Source organism: Streptomyces sp. NPDC032126 (assembly GCF_055580085.1).
In genome coordinates, this window is sequence record NZ_JBVIMA010000002.1 from 419247 (window position 1) to 433383 (window position 14137).

The 14137-nt window shown below is 71.3% G+C and carries 16 protein-coding genes; 5 read left to right on the forward strand and 11 right to left on the reverse strand.

Annotated features, from left to right (window positions below):
• Nucleotides 1–25 precede the first annotated feature (25 nt).
• The gene (locus ACZ5NW_RS10410) at nucleotides 26–658 is read right to left on the reverse strand and encodes a sulfite oxidase-like oxidoreductase (protein WP_468743385.1); all 633 of its coding nucleotides are present in this window, start codon (nucleotides 656–658) and stop codon (nucleotides 26–28) included.
• Between the two features lie 176 nt (nucleotides 659–834).
• Here ACZ5NW_RS10410 and bfr point away from each other — a divergent pair, with 176 nt between their 5' ends.
• Nucleotides 835–1314, forward strand: coding sequence for a bacterioferritin (gene bfr / locus ACZ5NW_RS10415; protein ID WP_468743386.1), 480 nt, complete (start codon nucleotides 835–837; stop codon nucleotides 1312–1314).
• A 22-nt stretch (nucleotides 1315–1336) separates the two neighbouring features.
• Here bfr and ACZ5NW_RS10420 read toward each other — a convergent pair whose 3' ends face one another.
• Both ACZ5NW_RS10420 and ACZ5NW_RS10425 read right to left on the reverse strand, forming a co-directional pair.
• On the reverse strand, nucleotides 1337–1588 hold the full coding sequence (locus ACZ5NW_RS10420; protein WP_468743387.1) for a (2Fe-2S)-binding protein: 252 nt from the start codon (nucleotides 1586–1588) through the stop codon (nucleotides 1337–1339).
• Between the two features lie 152 nt (nucleotides 1589–1740).
• The gene (locus ACZ5NW_RS10425) at nucleotides 1741–3093 is read right to left on the reverse strand and encodes a class II 3-deoxy-7-phosphoheptulonate synthase (RefSeq protein ID WP_468743388.1); all 1353 of its coding nucleotides are present in this window, start codon (nucleotides 3091–3093) and stop codon (nucleotides 1741–1743) included.
• A gap of 96 nt (nucleotides 3094–3189) precedes the next feature.
• On the opposite strand from ACZ5NW_RS10425, the gene ACZ5NW_RS10430 reads away from it, so the two are divergent.
• Both ACZ5NW_RS10430 and ACZ5NW_RS10435 read left to right on the forward strand, forming a co-directional pair.
• Nucleotides 3190–3246, forward strand: coding sequence for a trp operon leader peptide (locus tag ACZ5NW_RS10430; RefSeq protein ID WP_101392327.1), 57 nt, complete (start codon nucleotides 3190–3192; stop codon nucleotides 3244–3246).
• 92 nt (nucleotides 3247–3338) lie between these two features.
• Nucleotides 3339–5246: an anthranilate synthase family protein gene (locus ACZ5NW_RS10435; protein ID WP_468743389.1), complete on the forward strand. Its 1908-nt coding sequence runs from the start codon at nucleotides 3339–3341 to the stop codon at nucleotides 5244–5246.
• Here the strand turns inward: ACZ5NW_RS10435 and ACZ5NW_RS10440 are convergent.
• The 5 genes from ACZ5NW_RS10440 to ACZ5NW_RS10460 form a co-directional block, all read right to left on the reverse strand.
• Nucleotides 5198–6193 carry a 2-hydroxyacid dehydrogenase gene (locus ACZ5NW_RS10440; RefSeq protein WP_468743390.1) on the reverse strand — a complete coding sequence of 332 codons (996 nt, stop codon included), beginning with the start codon at nucleotides 6191–6193 and terminating at the stop codon, nucleotides 5198–5200. The genes ACZ5NW_RS10435 and ACZ5NW_RS10440 overlap by 49 nt on opposite strands.
• 71 nt (nucleotides 6194–6264) lie before the next feature.
• Complete coding sequence (locus ACZ5NW_RS10445; RefSeq protein ID WP_468743391.1) at nucleotides 6265–7287, reverse strand: 6-phosphofructokinase; 1023 nt, start codon at nucleotides 7285–7287, stop codon at nucleotides 6265–6267.
• Between the two features lie 258 nt (nucleotides 7288–7545).
• Entirely contained in the window at nucleotides 7546–8223 is a 678-nt protein-coding gene (locus ACZ5NW_RS10450; RefSeq protein ID WP_468743392.1) for a response regulator, read from the reverse strand.
• Nucleotides 8220–9452 carry a MacS family sensor histidine kinase gene (gene macS, locus ACZ5NW_RS10455; RefSeq protein ID WP_468743393.1) on the reverse strand — a complete coding sequence of 411 codons (1233 nt, stop codon included), beginning with the start codon at nucleotides 9450–9452 and terminating at the stop codon, nucleotides 8220–8222. Before macS ends, ACZ5NW_RS10450 begins: the two co-directional genes overlap by 4 nt.
• A gap of 39 nt (nucleotides 9453–9491) precedes the next feature.
• A complete protein-coding gene (locus tag ACZ5NW_RS10460) occupies nucleotides 9492–10247 on the reverse strand; it encodes a lysophospholipid acyltransferase family protein (RefSeq protein ID WP_468743394.1) in 756 nt (251 codons plus the stop codon).
• 157 nt (nucleotides 10248–10404) lie between these two features.
• Between ACZ5NW_RS10460 and ACZ5NW_RS10465 the strand changes: the two genes are divergently transcribed.
• Both ACZ5NW_RS10465 and ACZ5NW_RS10470 read left to right on the forward strand, forming a co-directional pair.
• Entirely contained in the window at nucleotides 10405–11184 is a 780-nt protein-coding gene (locus ACZ5NW_RS10465; protein WP_468743864.1) for an alpha/beta hydrolase, read from the forward strand.
• Entirely contained in the window at nucleotides 11177–11737 is a 561-nt protein-coding gene (locus ACZ5NW_RS10470; RefSeq protein ID WP_468743395.1) for a hypothetical protein, read from the forward strand. Before ACZ5NW_RS10465 ends, ACZ5NW_RS10470 begins: the two co-directional genes overlap by 8 nt.
• Nucleotides 11738–11773: 36 nt before the next feature.
• Here ACZ5NW_RS10470 and ACZ5NW_RS10475 read toward each other — a convergent pair whose 3' ends face one another.
• The 3 genes from ACZ5NW_RS10475 to ACZ5NW_RS10485 form a co-directional block, all read right to left on the reverse strand.
• The gene (locus ACZ5NW_RS10475) at nucleotides 11774–12529 is read right to left on the reverse strand and encodes an endonuclease/exonuclease/phosphatase family protein (RefSeq protein ID WP_468743396.1); all 756 of its coding nucleotides are present in this window, start codon (nucleotides 12527–12529) and stop codon (nucleotides 11774–11776) included.
• A 68-nt stretch (nucleotides 12530–12597) separates the two neighbouring features.
• The gene (locus tag ACZ5NW_RS10480) at nucleotides 12598–13551 is read right to left on the reverse strand and encodes an ROK family glucokinase (RefSeq protein WP_468743397.1); all 954 of its coding nucleotides are present in this window, start codon (nucleotides 13549–13551) and stop codon (nucleotides 12598–12600) included.
• A 54-nt stretch (nucleotides 13552–13605) separates the two neighbouring features.
• On the reverse strand, nucleotides 13606–14115 hold the full coding sequence (locus ACZ5NW_RS10485; RefSeq protein WP_468743398.1) for a DUF5304 domain-containing protein: 510 nt from the start codon (nucleotides 14113–14115) through the stop codon (nucleotides 13606–13608).
• Between the last annotated feature and the right edge of the window lie 22 nt (nucleotides 14116–14137).

Here is a 14137-nt window from a genome sequence, read left to right on the forward strand (position 1 = left end):
GGGCCGCCCTCAAAGCGCCCGCCCCTCAGAGCTCCGGTCCCTCGCCCGGCTCCTCCTGATAGGAGTAGCGCTGCTCCTTCCACGGATCGCCGATGTTGTGATAGCCGCGCTCCTCCCAGAAGCCCCGGCGGTCGGCGGTCATGTACTCGACGCCCCGGACCCATTTGGGCCCCTTCCAGGCGTACAGATGGGGGACGACCAGGCGGAGCGGGAAGCCGTGCTCGGCGGTGAGGAGTTCGCCGTCCTTGTGGGTGGCGAAGATCGTGCGCTCGGCGGTGAAGTCCGACAGGCGCAGATTGGAGCTGAAGCCGTACTCGGCCCACACCATCACGTGGGTGACGTCGGGGGCGGGCGGCGCGAGCTCCAGGACGGTCCGCGCGGGGAAGCCGCCCCACTCGGCACCGAGCATGCTGAACTTCGTCACGCAGTGCAGATCGGCCACGACGGTGGTGTAAGGCAGGGCGGTGAGCTCCTCGTGGGTCCAGATGTGCTTGCCGCCGTCGGCGGTGGCCCCGAAGACCCGGAACTCCCAGCGCTCGGGCCGGAACTTGGGGACCGGTCCGTAGTGCGTGACCGGCCAGCCGCGCTGCACTCGCTGCCCCGGCGGAAGCTCGGACGCCGCTGCTTCTCCTGACGTTCGCTCCACCGGATGACCCATGGCTCCATCCTGACAGACCCGGCACGGTGCACAGGACCAGCCACTCTCCGAATCGGGCAACTGGTACTAAGCATGGACTTACTTACTAAGCACGCACTTACTGGACGATCTTCTACGCCGGTGCAATCATGCGGCCGCAACCTCCCAGTCCCTCCGATGTGGAAGGAGCCTCTGCGATGCAGGGCGACCCCGAGGTCATCGAATTCCTCAACGAGCAGCTCACCGGCGAGCTCACCGCGATCAACCAGTACTTCCTGCACGCGAAGATGCAGGAGAACTTCGGCTGGACGAAGCTCGCGAAGTACACGCGCCATGAGTCGTTCGACGAGATGAAGCACGCCGAGGTGCTCACCGACCGCATCCTGTTCCTGGAGGGGCTGCCCAACTACCAACGGCTGTTCCATGTGCGCGTGGGACAGACGGTCAAGGAGATGTTCGAGGCGGACCGGGAGATCGAGGTCGAGGCGATCGACCGCCTCAAGCGCGGCATCAAGGTGATGCGCGAAAAGGGTGACATCACGTCCGCGAACATCTTCGAGTCGATCCTGGAGGACGAGGAGCACCACATCGACTACCTCGACACCCAGCTGGACCTTCTGGAGAAGCTCGGCGAGGCCCTGTACCTGGCCCAGCTGATCGAGCAGCCGGAGAGCTAGGGCCTGATCTGCCGGACAGGCCCTAGGCCGCCTCGGAGAGCTGGGCCGCCTCGTCGAGGCCGGTGAGGGCGGGTCGGCCCTGGTCGACGAGTTCGCGGCGGGGGCACGCGCCCCGGCCCAAGATCGCCTGGATGCGCCGTACGCAGGAACCGCAGTCCGTGCCCGCCTTGCAGGCGGAGGCTATCTGGCGAGGGGTGCAGGCGCCGTCCTCCGCGTGCTGCTTGACCTGCTGTTCGGTGATGCCGAAGCAACTGCAGACGAACACGCGGTTCACCTCCCGACGGGATTGATAGGTGGCGCCGTCCCGCTTGATCGGTGAGGCAAACCTAACCTTACCCACTGTCCGGGTACCCCAAAAGGGGGAAGGGGCGCGGATCGTATGTGATCCGCGCCCCATCGCGGTCCTGCTGACGTCCTGATGACGTCCTACTGGTCGCGGTACATCTCCGCCACGAGGAACGCCAGGTCCAGCGACTGGCTGCGGTTCAGCCGGGGGTCGCAGGCGGTCTCGTAGCGCTGGTGCAGATCGTCGACGAAGATCTCGTCGCCGCCGCCCACGCACTCGGTGACGTCGTCACCGGTCAGCTCCACGTGGATGCCGCCCGGGTGGGTGCCCAGCGACTTGTGGACCTCGAAGAAGCCCTTGACCTCGTCGAGCACGTCGTCGAAGCGGCGGGTCTTGTGGCCGGAGGCCGCCTCGAAGGTGTTGCCGTGCATCGGGTCGGTCACCCAGGCCACGGTGGCGCCGGAGGCCGTGACCTTCTCGACCAGCTCGGGCAGCTTGTCGCGGACCTTGTCGGCGCCCATGCGGACGATGAAGGTCAGCCGCCCGGGCTCACGGTCCGGGTCGAGGCGCTCGATGTACTGCAGCGCCTCCTCGGCCGTCGTGGTCGGGCCGAGCTTGATGCCGATCGGGTTGCTGATCTTCGAGGCGAACTCGATGTGCGCGTGGTCCAGCTGCCGGGTGCGCTCACCGATCCACACCATGTGCCCGGAGACGTCGTACAGGTTGCCCGTGCGCGAGTCGACGCGGGTGAGCGCGGACTCGTAGTCGAGCAGCAGCGCCTCGTGCGAGGCGTAGAACTCGACGGTCTTGAACTCCTCCGGGTCGGCCCCGCAGGCGTGCATGAAGTTGAGCGCGTTGTCGATCTCGCGGGCGAGCTGCTCGTAGCGCTGGCCGGACGGGGACGACTTCACGAAGTCCTGGTTCCAGGCGTGCACCTGGCGCAGGTCGGCGTAGCCGCCGGTGGTGAAGGCGCGCACCAGGTTCAGCGTGGAGGCGGACGCGTGGTACATCCGCTTCAGCCGCTCCGGGTCCGGGATCCGGGCGGCCTCGGTGAAGTCGAAGCCGTTGACGGAGTCGCCCCGGTAGGTCGGGAGCGTCACGCCGTCACGGGTCTCGGTCGGCTTGGAGCGCGGCTTGGAGTACTGGCCGGCGATGCGGCCGACCTTCACGACCGGCACCGAGGCGGCGTACGTCAGCACGGCGCCCATCTGGAGCAGGGTCTTGAGCTTGTTGCGGATGTGGTCGGCGGACACCGCGTCGAATGCCTCGGCGCAGTCGCCGCCCTGGAGGAGGAACGCCTCTCCCTTGGCGACGGCCGCCATCCGGGCGCGCAGCTGGTCGCACTCGCCCGCGAAGACGAGCGGCGGATACGACTCGAGGTCCGCGATCACTGCGCGCAGAGCCTCGGTGTCGGGGTACTCGGGCTGCTGCGCCGCGGGCAGGTTTCGCCAGGTGTTGCCAGCGCTCGCGCTGGTCTTAGCGTTCACGGTCACGACGTCAACATTACGGGGTGATGTCCCGGGTTCCGGGCCATGCCCATCCAGTGAGACGCCGGATACGCCCTGTGGACATGGGGTAGGGTGCGGCACATGTTCGCGCACTCGAACCAGAACTGGTGGTGGACCGCACATCCGGCGGCCCACTGACTGCGCGCGCACACGACGTCCGCGAAGGCCGCCCGAGGGGCGGCCTTCGGCGTTTCCGGGGCCCGTTCCTCCCCATCGATGGCAGAGGAACCATGGACCTGACACAGCTCTCGCACGATCCCCGACCGTTCGCCCTGCTGCGCCGGCGCACCCCGGGCCACGACCACGACCTGATCGAGGTCCTGATCGGCCCGGTCTCCGTCCACGAGCGCCTCGCCGACCTGCCCGACGAGGGCCTCGCGCTCGTCCCCTTCCGGCAGATCCGCGAGCGCGGCTTCGACGTCCGCGACGACGGGACGCCGCTGGCGGTGCTGACGCCCGAGGAGACGCACACCCTGCCGCTGGAGCAGGCCCTCGCCCAGCTGCCCGCACACGACGTGCGGGTGGAGCGCGGCGCCTTCGACGTCGAAGACACGGCGTACGGCGAGATCGTCGGGCGGGTGCTGCGCGAGGAGATCGGACGGGGCGAGGGCGCCAACTTCGTCGTGCGGCGGACGTACGAGGGCGAGATCCCGGGGTTCTCCCGCGCGGACGCGCTCGCGCTGTTCCGGCGGCTGCTGGAGGGCGAGCGGGGGGCGTACTGGACGTTCGTCGTCCACACCGGTGACCGCACGCTCGTCGGGGCCAGCCCCGAGGTGCACGTGCGGATGTCCGGCGGCACCGTCGTCATGAACCCGATCAGCGGGACGTACCGCTATCCCGCCGAGGGCCCGACCCCCGAGCATCTGCTCGGCTTCCTCGCCGACGGCAAGGAGATCGAGGAGCTGTCGATGGTCGTCGACGAGGAGCTCAAGATGATGTGCACCGTCGGCGACATGGGTGGCGTGGTCGTGGGGCCCCGGCTGAAGGAGATGGCGCATCTCGCGCACACCGAGTACGAGCTGCGCGGAAGGTCGTCGCTGGACGTGCGGGAGGTCCTGAGGGAGACCCTGTTCGCCGCGACCGTCACCGGCTCGCCGGTGCAGAACGCCTGCCGGGTGATCGAGCGGCACGAGGTCGGCGGACGCGGCTACTACGCGGGGGCGCTCGCCCTGCTCGGCCGGGACTCCGGCGGCGCGCGGACCCTCGACTCCCCCATCCTCATCCGCACCGCCGACATCTCCCCCGACGGACACCTGCGCGTCCCGGTGGGGGCGACCCTCGTCCGCGGCTCGGATCCGGCGGGCGAGGTCGCGGAGACCCACGCGAAGGCGGCGGGGGTGCTGGCGGCTCTGGGCGTACGGCCGTCCCGTCCGGGTGAGGACCCCGCGCGCCGGCGTCTCGCCGACGACCCCCGTGTGCGGGCCGCGCTCGACGGGCGGCGGGCCCTGCTCGCCCCCTTCTGGCTGCGGATGCAGGAGCGGTCCGCGGAGCTCACCGGGCATGCCCTGGTCGTCGACGCCGAGGACACCTTCACGGCCATGCTCGCGCATGTGCTGCGGTCGAGCGGCCTTGAGGTGACCGTCCGGCGGTACGACGAGCCGGGGCTGCGGGAGGCCGTACTCGCCCACGAGGGCCCGGTCGTCCTGGGACCCGGGCCCGGCGACCCCTCGGATCCGGCCGACCCCAAGATGCGCTTCCTGCGCGATCTGACCGCCCGTGTCCTGCGCGAGCACCGGCACGGCGTGCTCGGCGTCTGCCTCGGCCATGAGCTGATCGCGGCCGAGCTGGGGCTGGAGATCGTCCGCAAGGAGGTCCCGTACCAGGGGGCGCAGACGGCGATCGACCTGTTCGGGCGGACCGAGACCGTCGGCTTCTACAACAGCTTCGTGGCGCGCTGCGACGACGAGGCCGCCCAGGAGCTGGCCGCGCGCGGCGTCGAGGTCAGCCGCAACACGTCGTACGAGGTCCACGCGCTGCGGGGGCCCGGCCGGGCCGCAGGCGCGCCCCGGAACGCGTTCGCCGGGGTGCAGTTCCACCCGGAGTCGGTGCTCACCCTGAACGGTGCCGCCGTCGTACGGGAGCTGGTCGGTCAGTTGCGCGGCACCAGCACGTGCTCCGAGCGGCGGCCGGCCCGGTAGTCGAGGACGTTGCGCGCGGTCGTGTCGACGATCTGGGCGACCGCGTCCTCGGTGTAGTACGCCTGGTGGGAGGTGACCAGGACGTTGGGGAAGGTGACGAGGCGGGCCAGGGTGTCGTCACCCATGGCCTCCAGGGACCTGTCGGAGAAGAACACCCCCGCCTCCGCCTCGTAGACGTCGAGGCCGACGCCGGTGAAGCGGCCCTCGCGCAGCTCGGTGACGAGGGCCGCGCTGTCGATGAGGCCGCCGCGGCTGGAGTTCACCAGGATCGCGTCGTCCTTCATCGTCTTCAGCGCGTCGGCGTCGATGAGGTGCCGCGTCTCGGGCATCAGGGGGACGTGCAGGCTGACCAGGTCGGCCTCGGCGAGGAGCTGCTCCTTGTGGACGTACCGCATGCCGAGCTCCGCGCAGGCCGGGTTCTCGGCGATGTCCCAGCCCAGCAGGCGCATGCCGAAGCCATGGGCGATCCGGGTGAACGCCTCGCCGATCTTGCCGGTGCCGAGGACGCCGACCGTACGGCCGTGCAGGTCGCGGCCCATCAGTCCGTCGAGCCGGAAGTCGAAGTCACGCGTGCGCGTGGAGGCCCGCACGATCCGCCGGTTGACGGCCATGGCGAGGGTCCAGGCGAACTCGGCGACCGAGTACGGCGAGTAGTACGACACCCGCGCGACCGTCATGCCGAGCCGTTCGGCGACGGGCAGGTCGATGTTGTTGAAGCCGGTGGAGCGCTGGGCGATCATCCGTGTGCCGCCGGCCGCGAGGGTCTGCAGGACGCGATGGCCGAGCTCGGCGTTGACGCTGGTGGAGATCACCTCGTAGCCGGCCGCGATGGGCGCGGTGTCCTCATTGAGGAACACGTCCAGGCAGCGGACCTCGTGATGGCCGGCGAAGGCGCGCTCGATCAGGGGCTGCTCGTCGGCCTGCACTCCGAAGGCCAGGATCTCCATGCCCGCTCCCGATGTGATCGACTATGCGGCGAAATATACGACATGTGCACGCCTCGCCGGCTACGTCTGATTCAGCCGAAGAACACCCCGACCTCCTCGTACAGCTCCGGCCCCACCCGCTTAGGCCCGGCCGTCGCCTCGGCCATGCGGCAGCGGACGACGTCCGTGCCGAGCAGGCCGACCATCGCCCCGAAGTCGCCCTCGTGGACGGCGTCGATGGCGTGCAGCCCGAACCGGGTGGCGAGCCAGCGGTCGAAGGGGCTCGGGGAGCCACCGCGCTGGATGTGGCCGAGCACGGTGGTGCGGGCCTCCTTGCCCGTGCGGTGCTCGATCTCCCGGGCCAGCCACTCCCCCACCCCGGACGGCCGCACCCGGCCGGCGGCGGGCTCCCGGGTGAGCGCCGCCTCGCCGTCCAGGGGCACGGCCCCGTCGGCGACGACCACGATCGGGGAGTACGACGCCCGGAAGCGGGAGGTGATCCAGGCGCACACCTGGTCGACGTCGAAGGGCTGCTCGGGGATGAGGATGACGTTGGCCCCGCCGGCCAGGCCGGAGCGCAGGGCGATCCAGCCGGTGTCGCTGCCCATCACCTCGACGACGAGCACCCGTTTGTGGGACTCGGCGGTGGTGTGCAGCCGGTCGATGGCACCGGTGGCGACGCCGACGGCGGTGTCGTGGCCGATGGTGTAGTCGGTGCCGAACAGGTCGTTGTCTATGGTCTTGGGCACGCCGACGCACGGCAGCCCGTGCTCGTCGGCGAGGTGGGCCGCGGTGCCGAGCGTGTCGCGGCCGCCGATCGTGATCAGGGCGTCGATCTCGTGCTTGGCGAGGTTGGCCCGGATGCGTTCGACCCCGTCCGGGTGCTTGCGGGGGTCCGTGCGGGACGAGCCGAGGATGGTGCCGCCCCGGGGCAGGGTGCCGCGCACCGCGGGGATGTCGAGGCGGACGGTCTCGCCGTCCAGGGGGCCGCGCCAGCCGTCCATGAACCCGACGAACTCGTCGCCGTACTCCTGCACGCCTTTGCGGACGACGGCCCGCACCACGGCGTTGAGGCCCGGGCAGTCGCGACCTCCGGTCAGTACTCCGACGCGCATGGGAACGTCCCTCCGCCCGCGGTCTGCTTGTCCCTGACCACGCTAGGGCCTTTCTTTCGGATCTGGTCGGCTCCGAGCGACGGGTCCTCCCCGTCGGCCCGAGCGGGGTCTGGCGCGTGCAGCTGCAAGGCGGAGGAGGGCGGCGACGCGGAGCGTCGGCAACCGACGACAACGCCGCAGATGTGCGTGCCGGACCCCGCGACCCCGGCGAGATCCGAAAGAAAGGTCCTACAGCGGGACGGCCGGGTCGGCACCGGGTCACTCGTCGTCGAGGCCGCGTTCGATCGCGTAGCGGACCAGTTCCACCCGGTTGTGCAGCTGGAGTTTGCCGAGGGTGTTCTGGACGTGGTTCTGGACCGTGCGGTGGGAGATGACGAGGCGTTCGGCGATCTGCTTGTAGCTCAGGCCCTTGGCGACCAGGCGCAGCACCTCGGTCTCCCGGTCCGTCAGCCGGGGAGCGCCGGGCTCGTCGGTGCCCGCGGCGGGGGCCGGCTCGGAGGCCAGGCGCCGGTACTCGCCGAGGACCAGGCCGGCCAGGCCCGGGGTGAACACCGGGTCGCCGACGGCCGTGCGGCGCACCGCGTCCAGCAGTTCCGCCGTGGACGCCGACTTCAGCAGATAGCCGGTGGCGCCGGACTTGACCGCCTCCAGGACGTCGGCGTGCTCGCCGCTCGCCGACAGGACGAGGACGCGCAGCGCGGGGTTGGCCGCGACGACCTCCTTGCACACCTGGACGCCGGGCTTGGCGGGCAGGTTGAGGTCCAGGACGAGGACGTCCGGGACGGCCGCCTGGGCGCGGCGCACCGCCTGCTCGCCGTCGCCCGCCGTGGCGACCACGTCGAAGCCGGACTCGGCCAGGTCGCGGGCCACGGCGTCGCGCCACATGGGGTGGTCGTCGACCACCATGACCTTGATCGGATCCCGCTGTTCGCTCATCGCTGTCGTCCTGCCTTCCCCCGCGCCGCTCTGGCGTCCTTCGGTACCGTCAGCTCCACTTCCGTGCCCTGCCCCGGCGTGGAGAACAGCTCGGCGTCGCCGCCGAGGTCGCGCAGCCGGCCCCGGATCGACAGGGCGACCCCGAGCCGCCCCTCGCCCTCGGCCTGCGCGAGCCGCCCCTCCGGGATGCCGGGCCCGTCGTCCCGCACGGTGACGATCACCGCGCCGGGCTCGTCCTCGACCAGGATCCAGGCCCGGGCGTCCTGACCGGCGTGCTGCCGTACGTTGTCCAGCGCCGCTCCGACGGCCGCGGCCAGCTCGCGCGCGGCGGCCGCGGGCAGCTGTACCGGGGCGCCCGGCTCGGCGAGGCTGATCCGCTCGGCGGCGTAGGGGGCCAGCAGGGCGCGCAGGTCGACGGGCGCGTCGTCGTTCTCGTCCGGCTCGTCGACCTCGTGGACGACGGCTCCCTCGGCCGCGTCCCCCGACACCCGGGAGACCGGCACCAGTCCGCCGGAGACCAGGGTGCGCAGCGCCACCTCCTGCTCGCCGGCCATCCGGCCCAGCTCGGCCGCCTCGCCGCCGAGCGCGGTGCCGCGCCGCTTCACCATCGCCAGGACCTGGAGCACGCTGTCGTGGATGTCCCGGGCGAGCCGCTCCCGTTCACGGGTGGCGGCCTCGATCTCCAGGGCGCGGGCGAGGGTGCGCTCGGAGGCGCGGGCGACCTCGACGACGTAGCCGATGGCGATGGAGGCGACCCAGACGAGGATCACGTTGTGCACGGTGTCGCGGGCCCAGTGGCCGCGCTCGATCAGGTTGGCGGCGGCGACCGTCGTCGAGGCGCTCGCGGCCCAGCGCCAGCCGCCCTTGATGGCGAAGGCGAGGACGGAGCCGGCGGTCCATATCGACGGCAGGGTGGGGCCGCCGCCGTCGATGTGGGCGTCGTTCGCGGCCAGCGGGGTCAGCACGATGCCGACGAGCGCGATCGTCAGGTCGACGGCGAGGAAGCGCTTGGTGCAGGCGGCCGCGTTGCGCAGCCGGGGCAGGGTGGCCAGCGTCCAGACGCTCATCACGGCGTAGTAGCCGATGGCGAGCTCCGGCCGGTCGTACTCGTCGTAGCCGGTGGCGAAGAGGCCGACCGCGTACAGCATGGTCAGCACCCGGTAGCCCGTGAGGGCGCGCCACAGCGGCAGCTCGACCGACATCCTCATGACGCGCTCGCGCTTCGCCATGTCCCCCCACCCCTTGTGTCCGGACCGCTCGTCCGGGACCTACGGCTTCTCCTTCTTCGCCTGGTCCTTCTCGGCCTGGGCGAGTGCCGCCTTCGCGGCCTTCTCGGCTTCCTTCTCGGCCTTCGCCGCCTCCGCGATCTGCCGCTTGGCGGCCGTCGCGTACATGTCGACGTACTCCTGGCCGGAGAGCTTCATGATCTCGTACATGACCTCGTCGGTCACCGCGCGCAGCACGAACCGGTCGTGGTCCATGCCCTGGTAGCGGCTGAAGTCCAGCGGCCTGCCGATGCGGATGCCGGGCCGCATGACCTTCGGCACCACCTTGCCGGGCGGCTGGATCTTCTCGGTGTCGATCATGGCGACCGGGATGACGGGGGCGCCGGTGGCGAGGGCCACGCGTGCGAGGCCGCCGGGCTTGCCTCGGTAGAGGCGGCCGTCGGGCGAGCGGGTGCCCTCCGGGTAGATACCGAAGAGCTCACCGCGCTCCAGCACCTCGATGCCGCTCCTGATCGCCGCCTCGCCCGCGCCGCGCGCGCCGGAGCGGTCCACCGGGAGCTGGCCGACGCCCTTGAAGAAGGCCGCCGTCAGCCGACCCTTCACGCCGGGCGTGGTGAAGTACTCGGCCTTCGCGATGAACGTCACCTTGCGGTCGAGGACCGCGGGCAGGAAGAACGAGTCCGAGAACGACAGGTGGTTGCTCGCGAGGATCGCGGCGCCCTCGGCGGGCACGTTCTCCAGGCCCTCCACCCAGGGCCTGAAGATCATCTTCAGCGGTCCCCCGATGGAAACCTTCATCGCGCCGTACAACAACCGAGTGCCTCCTGTATGTGTCGAACAGACCTTAACCCGGAGTGGCGCCGAAGACGCCTACGGGCCTGGTCGGTGTCAGTGCGGTCGCGTACGGTGAACCACACCTGGACTTCACGTCACTTACATGAACAGGAGACCGAAGGTGCCGGTCCTTCCTGGAGCCGAGCCGTTCCGCCACGAGGGCGGGGAGGTCGGGGTCCTCCTCTGCCACGGCTTCACCGGATCCCCGCAGTCGCTGCGCCCCTGGGCGGAGCACCTGGCCGGGCACGGGCTGACCGTCTCACTGCCCCTGCTGCCCGGGCACGGCACGCGCTGGGAGGACATGCAGGTCACCGGCTGGCCGGACTGGTACGCGGAGGTGGACCGCGAGCTGCGCGCCCTGCGCGCGCGGTGCGCCGAGGTGTTCGTGGCCGGTCTGTCCATGGGCGGCGCGCTGGCGCTGCGGCTGGCGGCGAAGCACGGGGACGCGATCGCGGGCGTGGTCGTCGTCAACCCGGCGAACAAGGTGCACGGCCTGGCGGCGTACGCCCTTCCGGTGGCCCGCCATGTCGTGCGGACGACGAAGGGCATCGCGAGCGACATCGCGAAGGGCGGCGGCACGGAGGTGGGGTACGACCGGGTGCCGCTGCACGCGGCGCACTCCGTGCGGACCTTCTTCCGGCTGGTGGACCGCGAGCTGCCGCAGGTCACCCAGCCGCTTCTGCTGCTGCGCAGCCCGCAGGACCATGTGGTGCCGCCCGCGGACTCGGCCCGGATCCTGAGCCGGGTGTCGTCGACGGATGTCACCGAGGTCCTGCTGGAACAGAGCTACCACGTGGCGACGTTGGACCACGACGCGGACCGGATCTTCGAGGAGAGCCTCGCGTTCATCGGCCGGCTCGCACCCCGGGTCGGAAAGGAAGGGACGACGGCAGGTGGCTGAGCACGACTCCGACCGTGAGGACGGTCCAGAGCCGGAGGAGCAGAGCGTTCCCTTCGACGAGAACGCCGCCTGGGCGGCGATCGTCGCGGGGTACGGCGACGAGCCCCCGGACCCGCCGGGCAGCAAGCCCTTCAAGTCGATCGAGGACCTGGCGCTCCTGGAGGCCCGGACGAACGACGACGAGCCGGAGGAGGAGCAGCCCGCGAAGCCGCTGGGCAGCTCGGTCTCCTTCGCGCCGGGCATCGGCGGCCCGCGCGACTACACCGTGCCGGAGCCGTCCGAGGACGACTTGGACGAGGACGACGAGGGCCACTTCGTGCCGCCGGAGCCGCCGCCGCTGCCGGCCGCCGACACCACGGCGAGGTTCGCCTGGCTGGGGGTGCTCGGCGGCCCGGTGCTGCTTCTGCTGGCGGTGCTGCTGGGCTGGGACATGACGTGGTGGCTCACCACCATCGGCATCGGCGGCTTCCTGGGCGGCTTCGCCACGCTGGTGATGCGCATGAAGACGGACGACGACGAGAACGACGACCCGGGGCGGGGCGCGGTCGTCTAGAAGAAGCTCGTCGCCAGGCGTAGCAAAAGCTCGTCGCTAGGCGGCCGGAACCTTGAGGGCGGCCAGGACCGGGAGGTGGTCCGTGGCCGCCCTCAGGTCTGCCCCGGTGATGCCGGGCAGGTCCGCGGGCACTCCGCAGCCGAGCACCTCGATGCCCTTGGTGGCGAAGATCGCGTCGATGCGGCGGTCCGGCGCGGCCTGCGGGAACGTGTGCTCGGCGCCCCAGGGGGCGACGGCCCGGCAGTCCTGGAGTTCGGCGGCGAGGCGGGTGAAGGTGGGTCCGGTGGGCGGCTCGTTGAGATCGCCACCCGCGACGGCGTGGTCCACGCCCATCCCGGCGAGCCGGTCGAGGAGCATCGCGCCCTGTTCCCGGCGCTCGGTGGCGTCGAGGCCGAGATGACAGCTGAGCACCCCGAGGCGGGCGCCGGCGAAACGGACGACCGCGGTCGAGAAGCCGCGGCGGTGCCGGCCGGGGGTGAGGGGGAGGAGGACGTCCTCCGTGCGGTCCACGGTGGCGCGCAGGGAGCAGAGGATCGCGGGGCCCGCGGCCGTGCCGCCCCCGGAGAGGATGACGAGGTCGGATGCGCTCGCCAGCCGGGCCAGCTTCTTGCGCCAGCGGAAGAAGCGGGGGGCCTCCTGGATCAGGACCAGGTCCGGGGCGCAGGCGGAGATGACACGGGCGACGGCGTCCGGGTCGTCGCGCAGGGAGCGGATGTTGTAGGTGAGAACCCGGATGACGGCTGAACCGTCCGGTTCCGTAACCGAGTTGGGGAGCCCCGAGGTGGTCGCCATGGCATTCAACATACGACGATGCCCGCCGCCCCGAGACCGGACACGGCGGGCACCGTCCCGCTGGATCACTACATGATCGGGTCGGGCTCGCGGGCCAGGTCGGCCGCGCCCACCATGCCCGCCTTGTTGCCCAGTTCCGCCGCCCGGACCTCGGCCACCGGACGCCAGTTGCCGCCGACCAGCCAGCGCTTGTAGGACTTGCGGATCGGGTCCAGGACCAGTTCGCCCTCGTCGGAGAGGCCGCCGCCCACGATGAACGCGGAGGGGTCGAAGAGGGAGGCGAGGTCGGCGAGGCCGGCGCCGACCCAGCGGGCCAGCTCGCGGTAGGAGTCGACGGCGACCGGGTCGCCCTGGCGGGCGGCCATGGAGATGTGCTTGCCCTCGATGCCGTCGGGGGTGCCGTCGCCGAGGCCGAGGAGGACGTCGGCGCTCTCCGGAGTGGCGTTGGCGCGCTGCTTGGCGTACCGCACGAGGGCGCGGCCGGAGGCGTACTGCTCCCAGCAGCCCTGCGAGCCGCAGCCGCACAGCAGCCCGTCCGGGACCATGCGGATGTGGCCGAATTCGGCGGCCACGCCGAAGTGGCCGCGGCGCAGCTTGTTGCCGATGATGATGCCGCCGCCGAGGCCGGTGCCGAGCGTGATGCAGATGACGTTGCGGTGGCCCTTGCCCGCGCCGAACTTGTACTCGCCCCAGGCGGCCGCGTTGGCGTCGTTCTCCACGACGACGGGGAGGCCGGTGCGCGCCTCGACCTTCTCCTTGAGCGGCTCGTTGCGCCAGTCGATGTTGGGGGCGAAGTAGACGGTGGAGCGCTGCCGGTTGACGTATCCGGCCGCACCGATGCCCACGCCGACGATCTCATGCCCCGCACTGGCGCCCTCCACCGCCGAGGCGATGGCGTCCACGATGGCCTCGGGCGTGGTGGGGGTCGGCACCTTGAAGGTCGAGAGGATGTTGCCTTCCTCGTCGACCACGCCGGCCGCGATCTTCGTGCCGCCGATGTCGACGCCGATGGTGAGTCCCATGAATCCCTCAGTTCCGGTCGAGCCCCGCTACGCCAACCGTACCCGAGGGGTGGGTCAGTCCAAGTCGATGCGCTGGCCGGGGCCGGTGCCCTCGTCCCTGCCGCCCCTCCCGCCGTCGTCGTCGCGGGGGTCGTCGGGGTCCTTGGTGCCCGTGGTCCAGCGCTTCTCCTGGGACTGGACGGCGGAGCGGTAGGCGGCGAGGAGTTCGGTGCCGGCGGCGGCGAGGTGGTCGAAGACGTCCGGGTTGCGTTCGATGACGGGTTCGACGGCGGCCCTGGCCTGGTCGACCATCTGCCGCACGACCTGCTGCGCGGCGGGTCCGGCGACCGCGCCCAGCAGGGGGGACGGGAGGCCGGCGAGCCGGTCCGCGACCGCGTCGACCAGTTTGCGCAGCTCCTGGGCGGCCGAGCCGGGCGGGGGACCGTACTGGCCGTGACGGCGGGCCTTCTCGGCGGCCAGGTCCTCGGCGCAGGCGGTGGCCCAGGCGTCGGCGTCGGTGGCGCGCGGAGCCTGTTCGACGGCCTCCTCGGCCGCGCCGTCGTAGGGGGATCGCTCTTCGCTCATGACGGGCTCCTGACTACGGTTC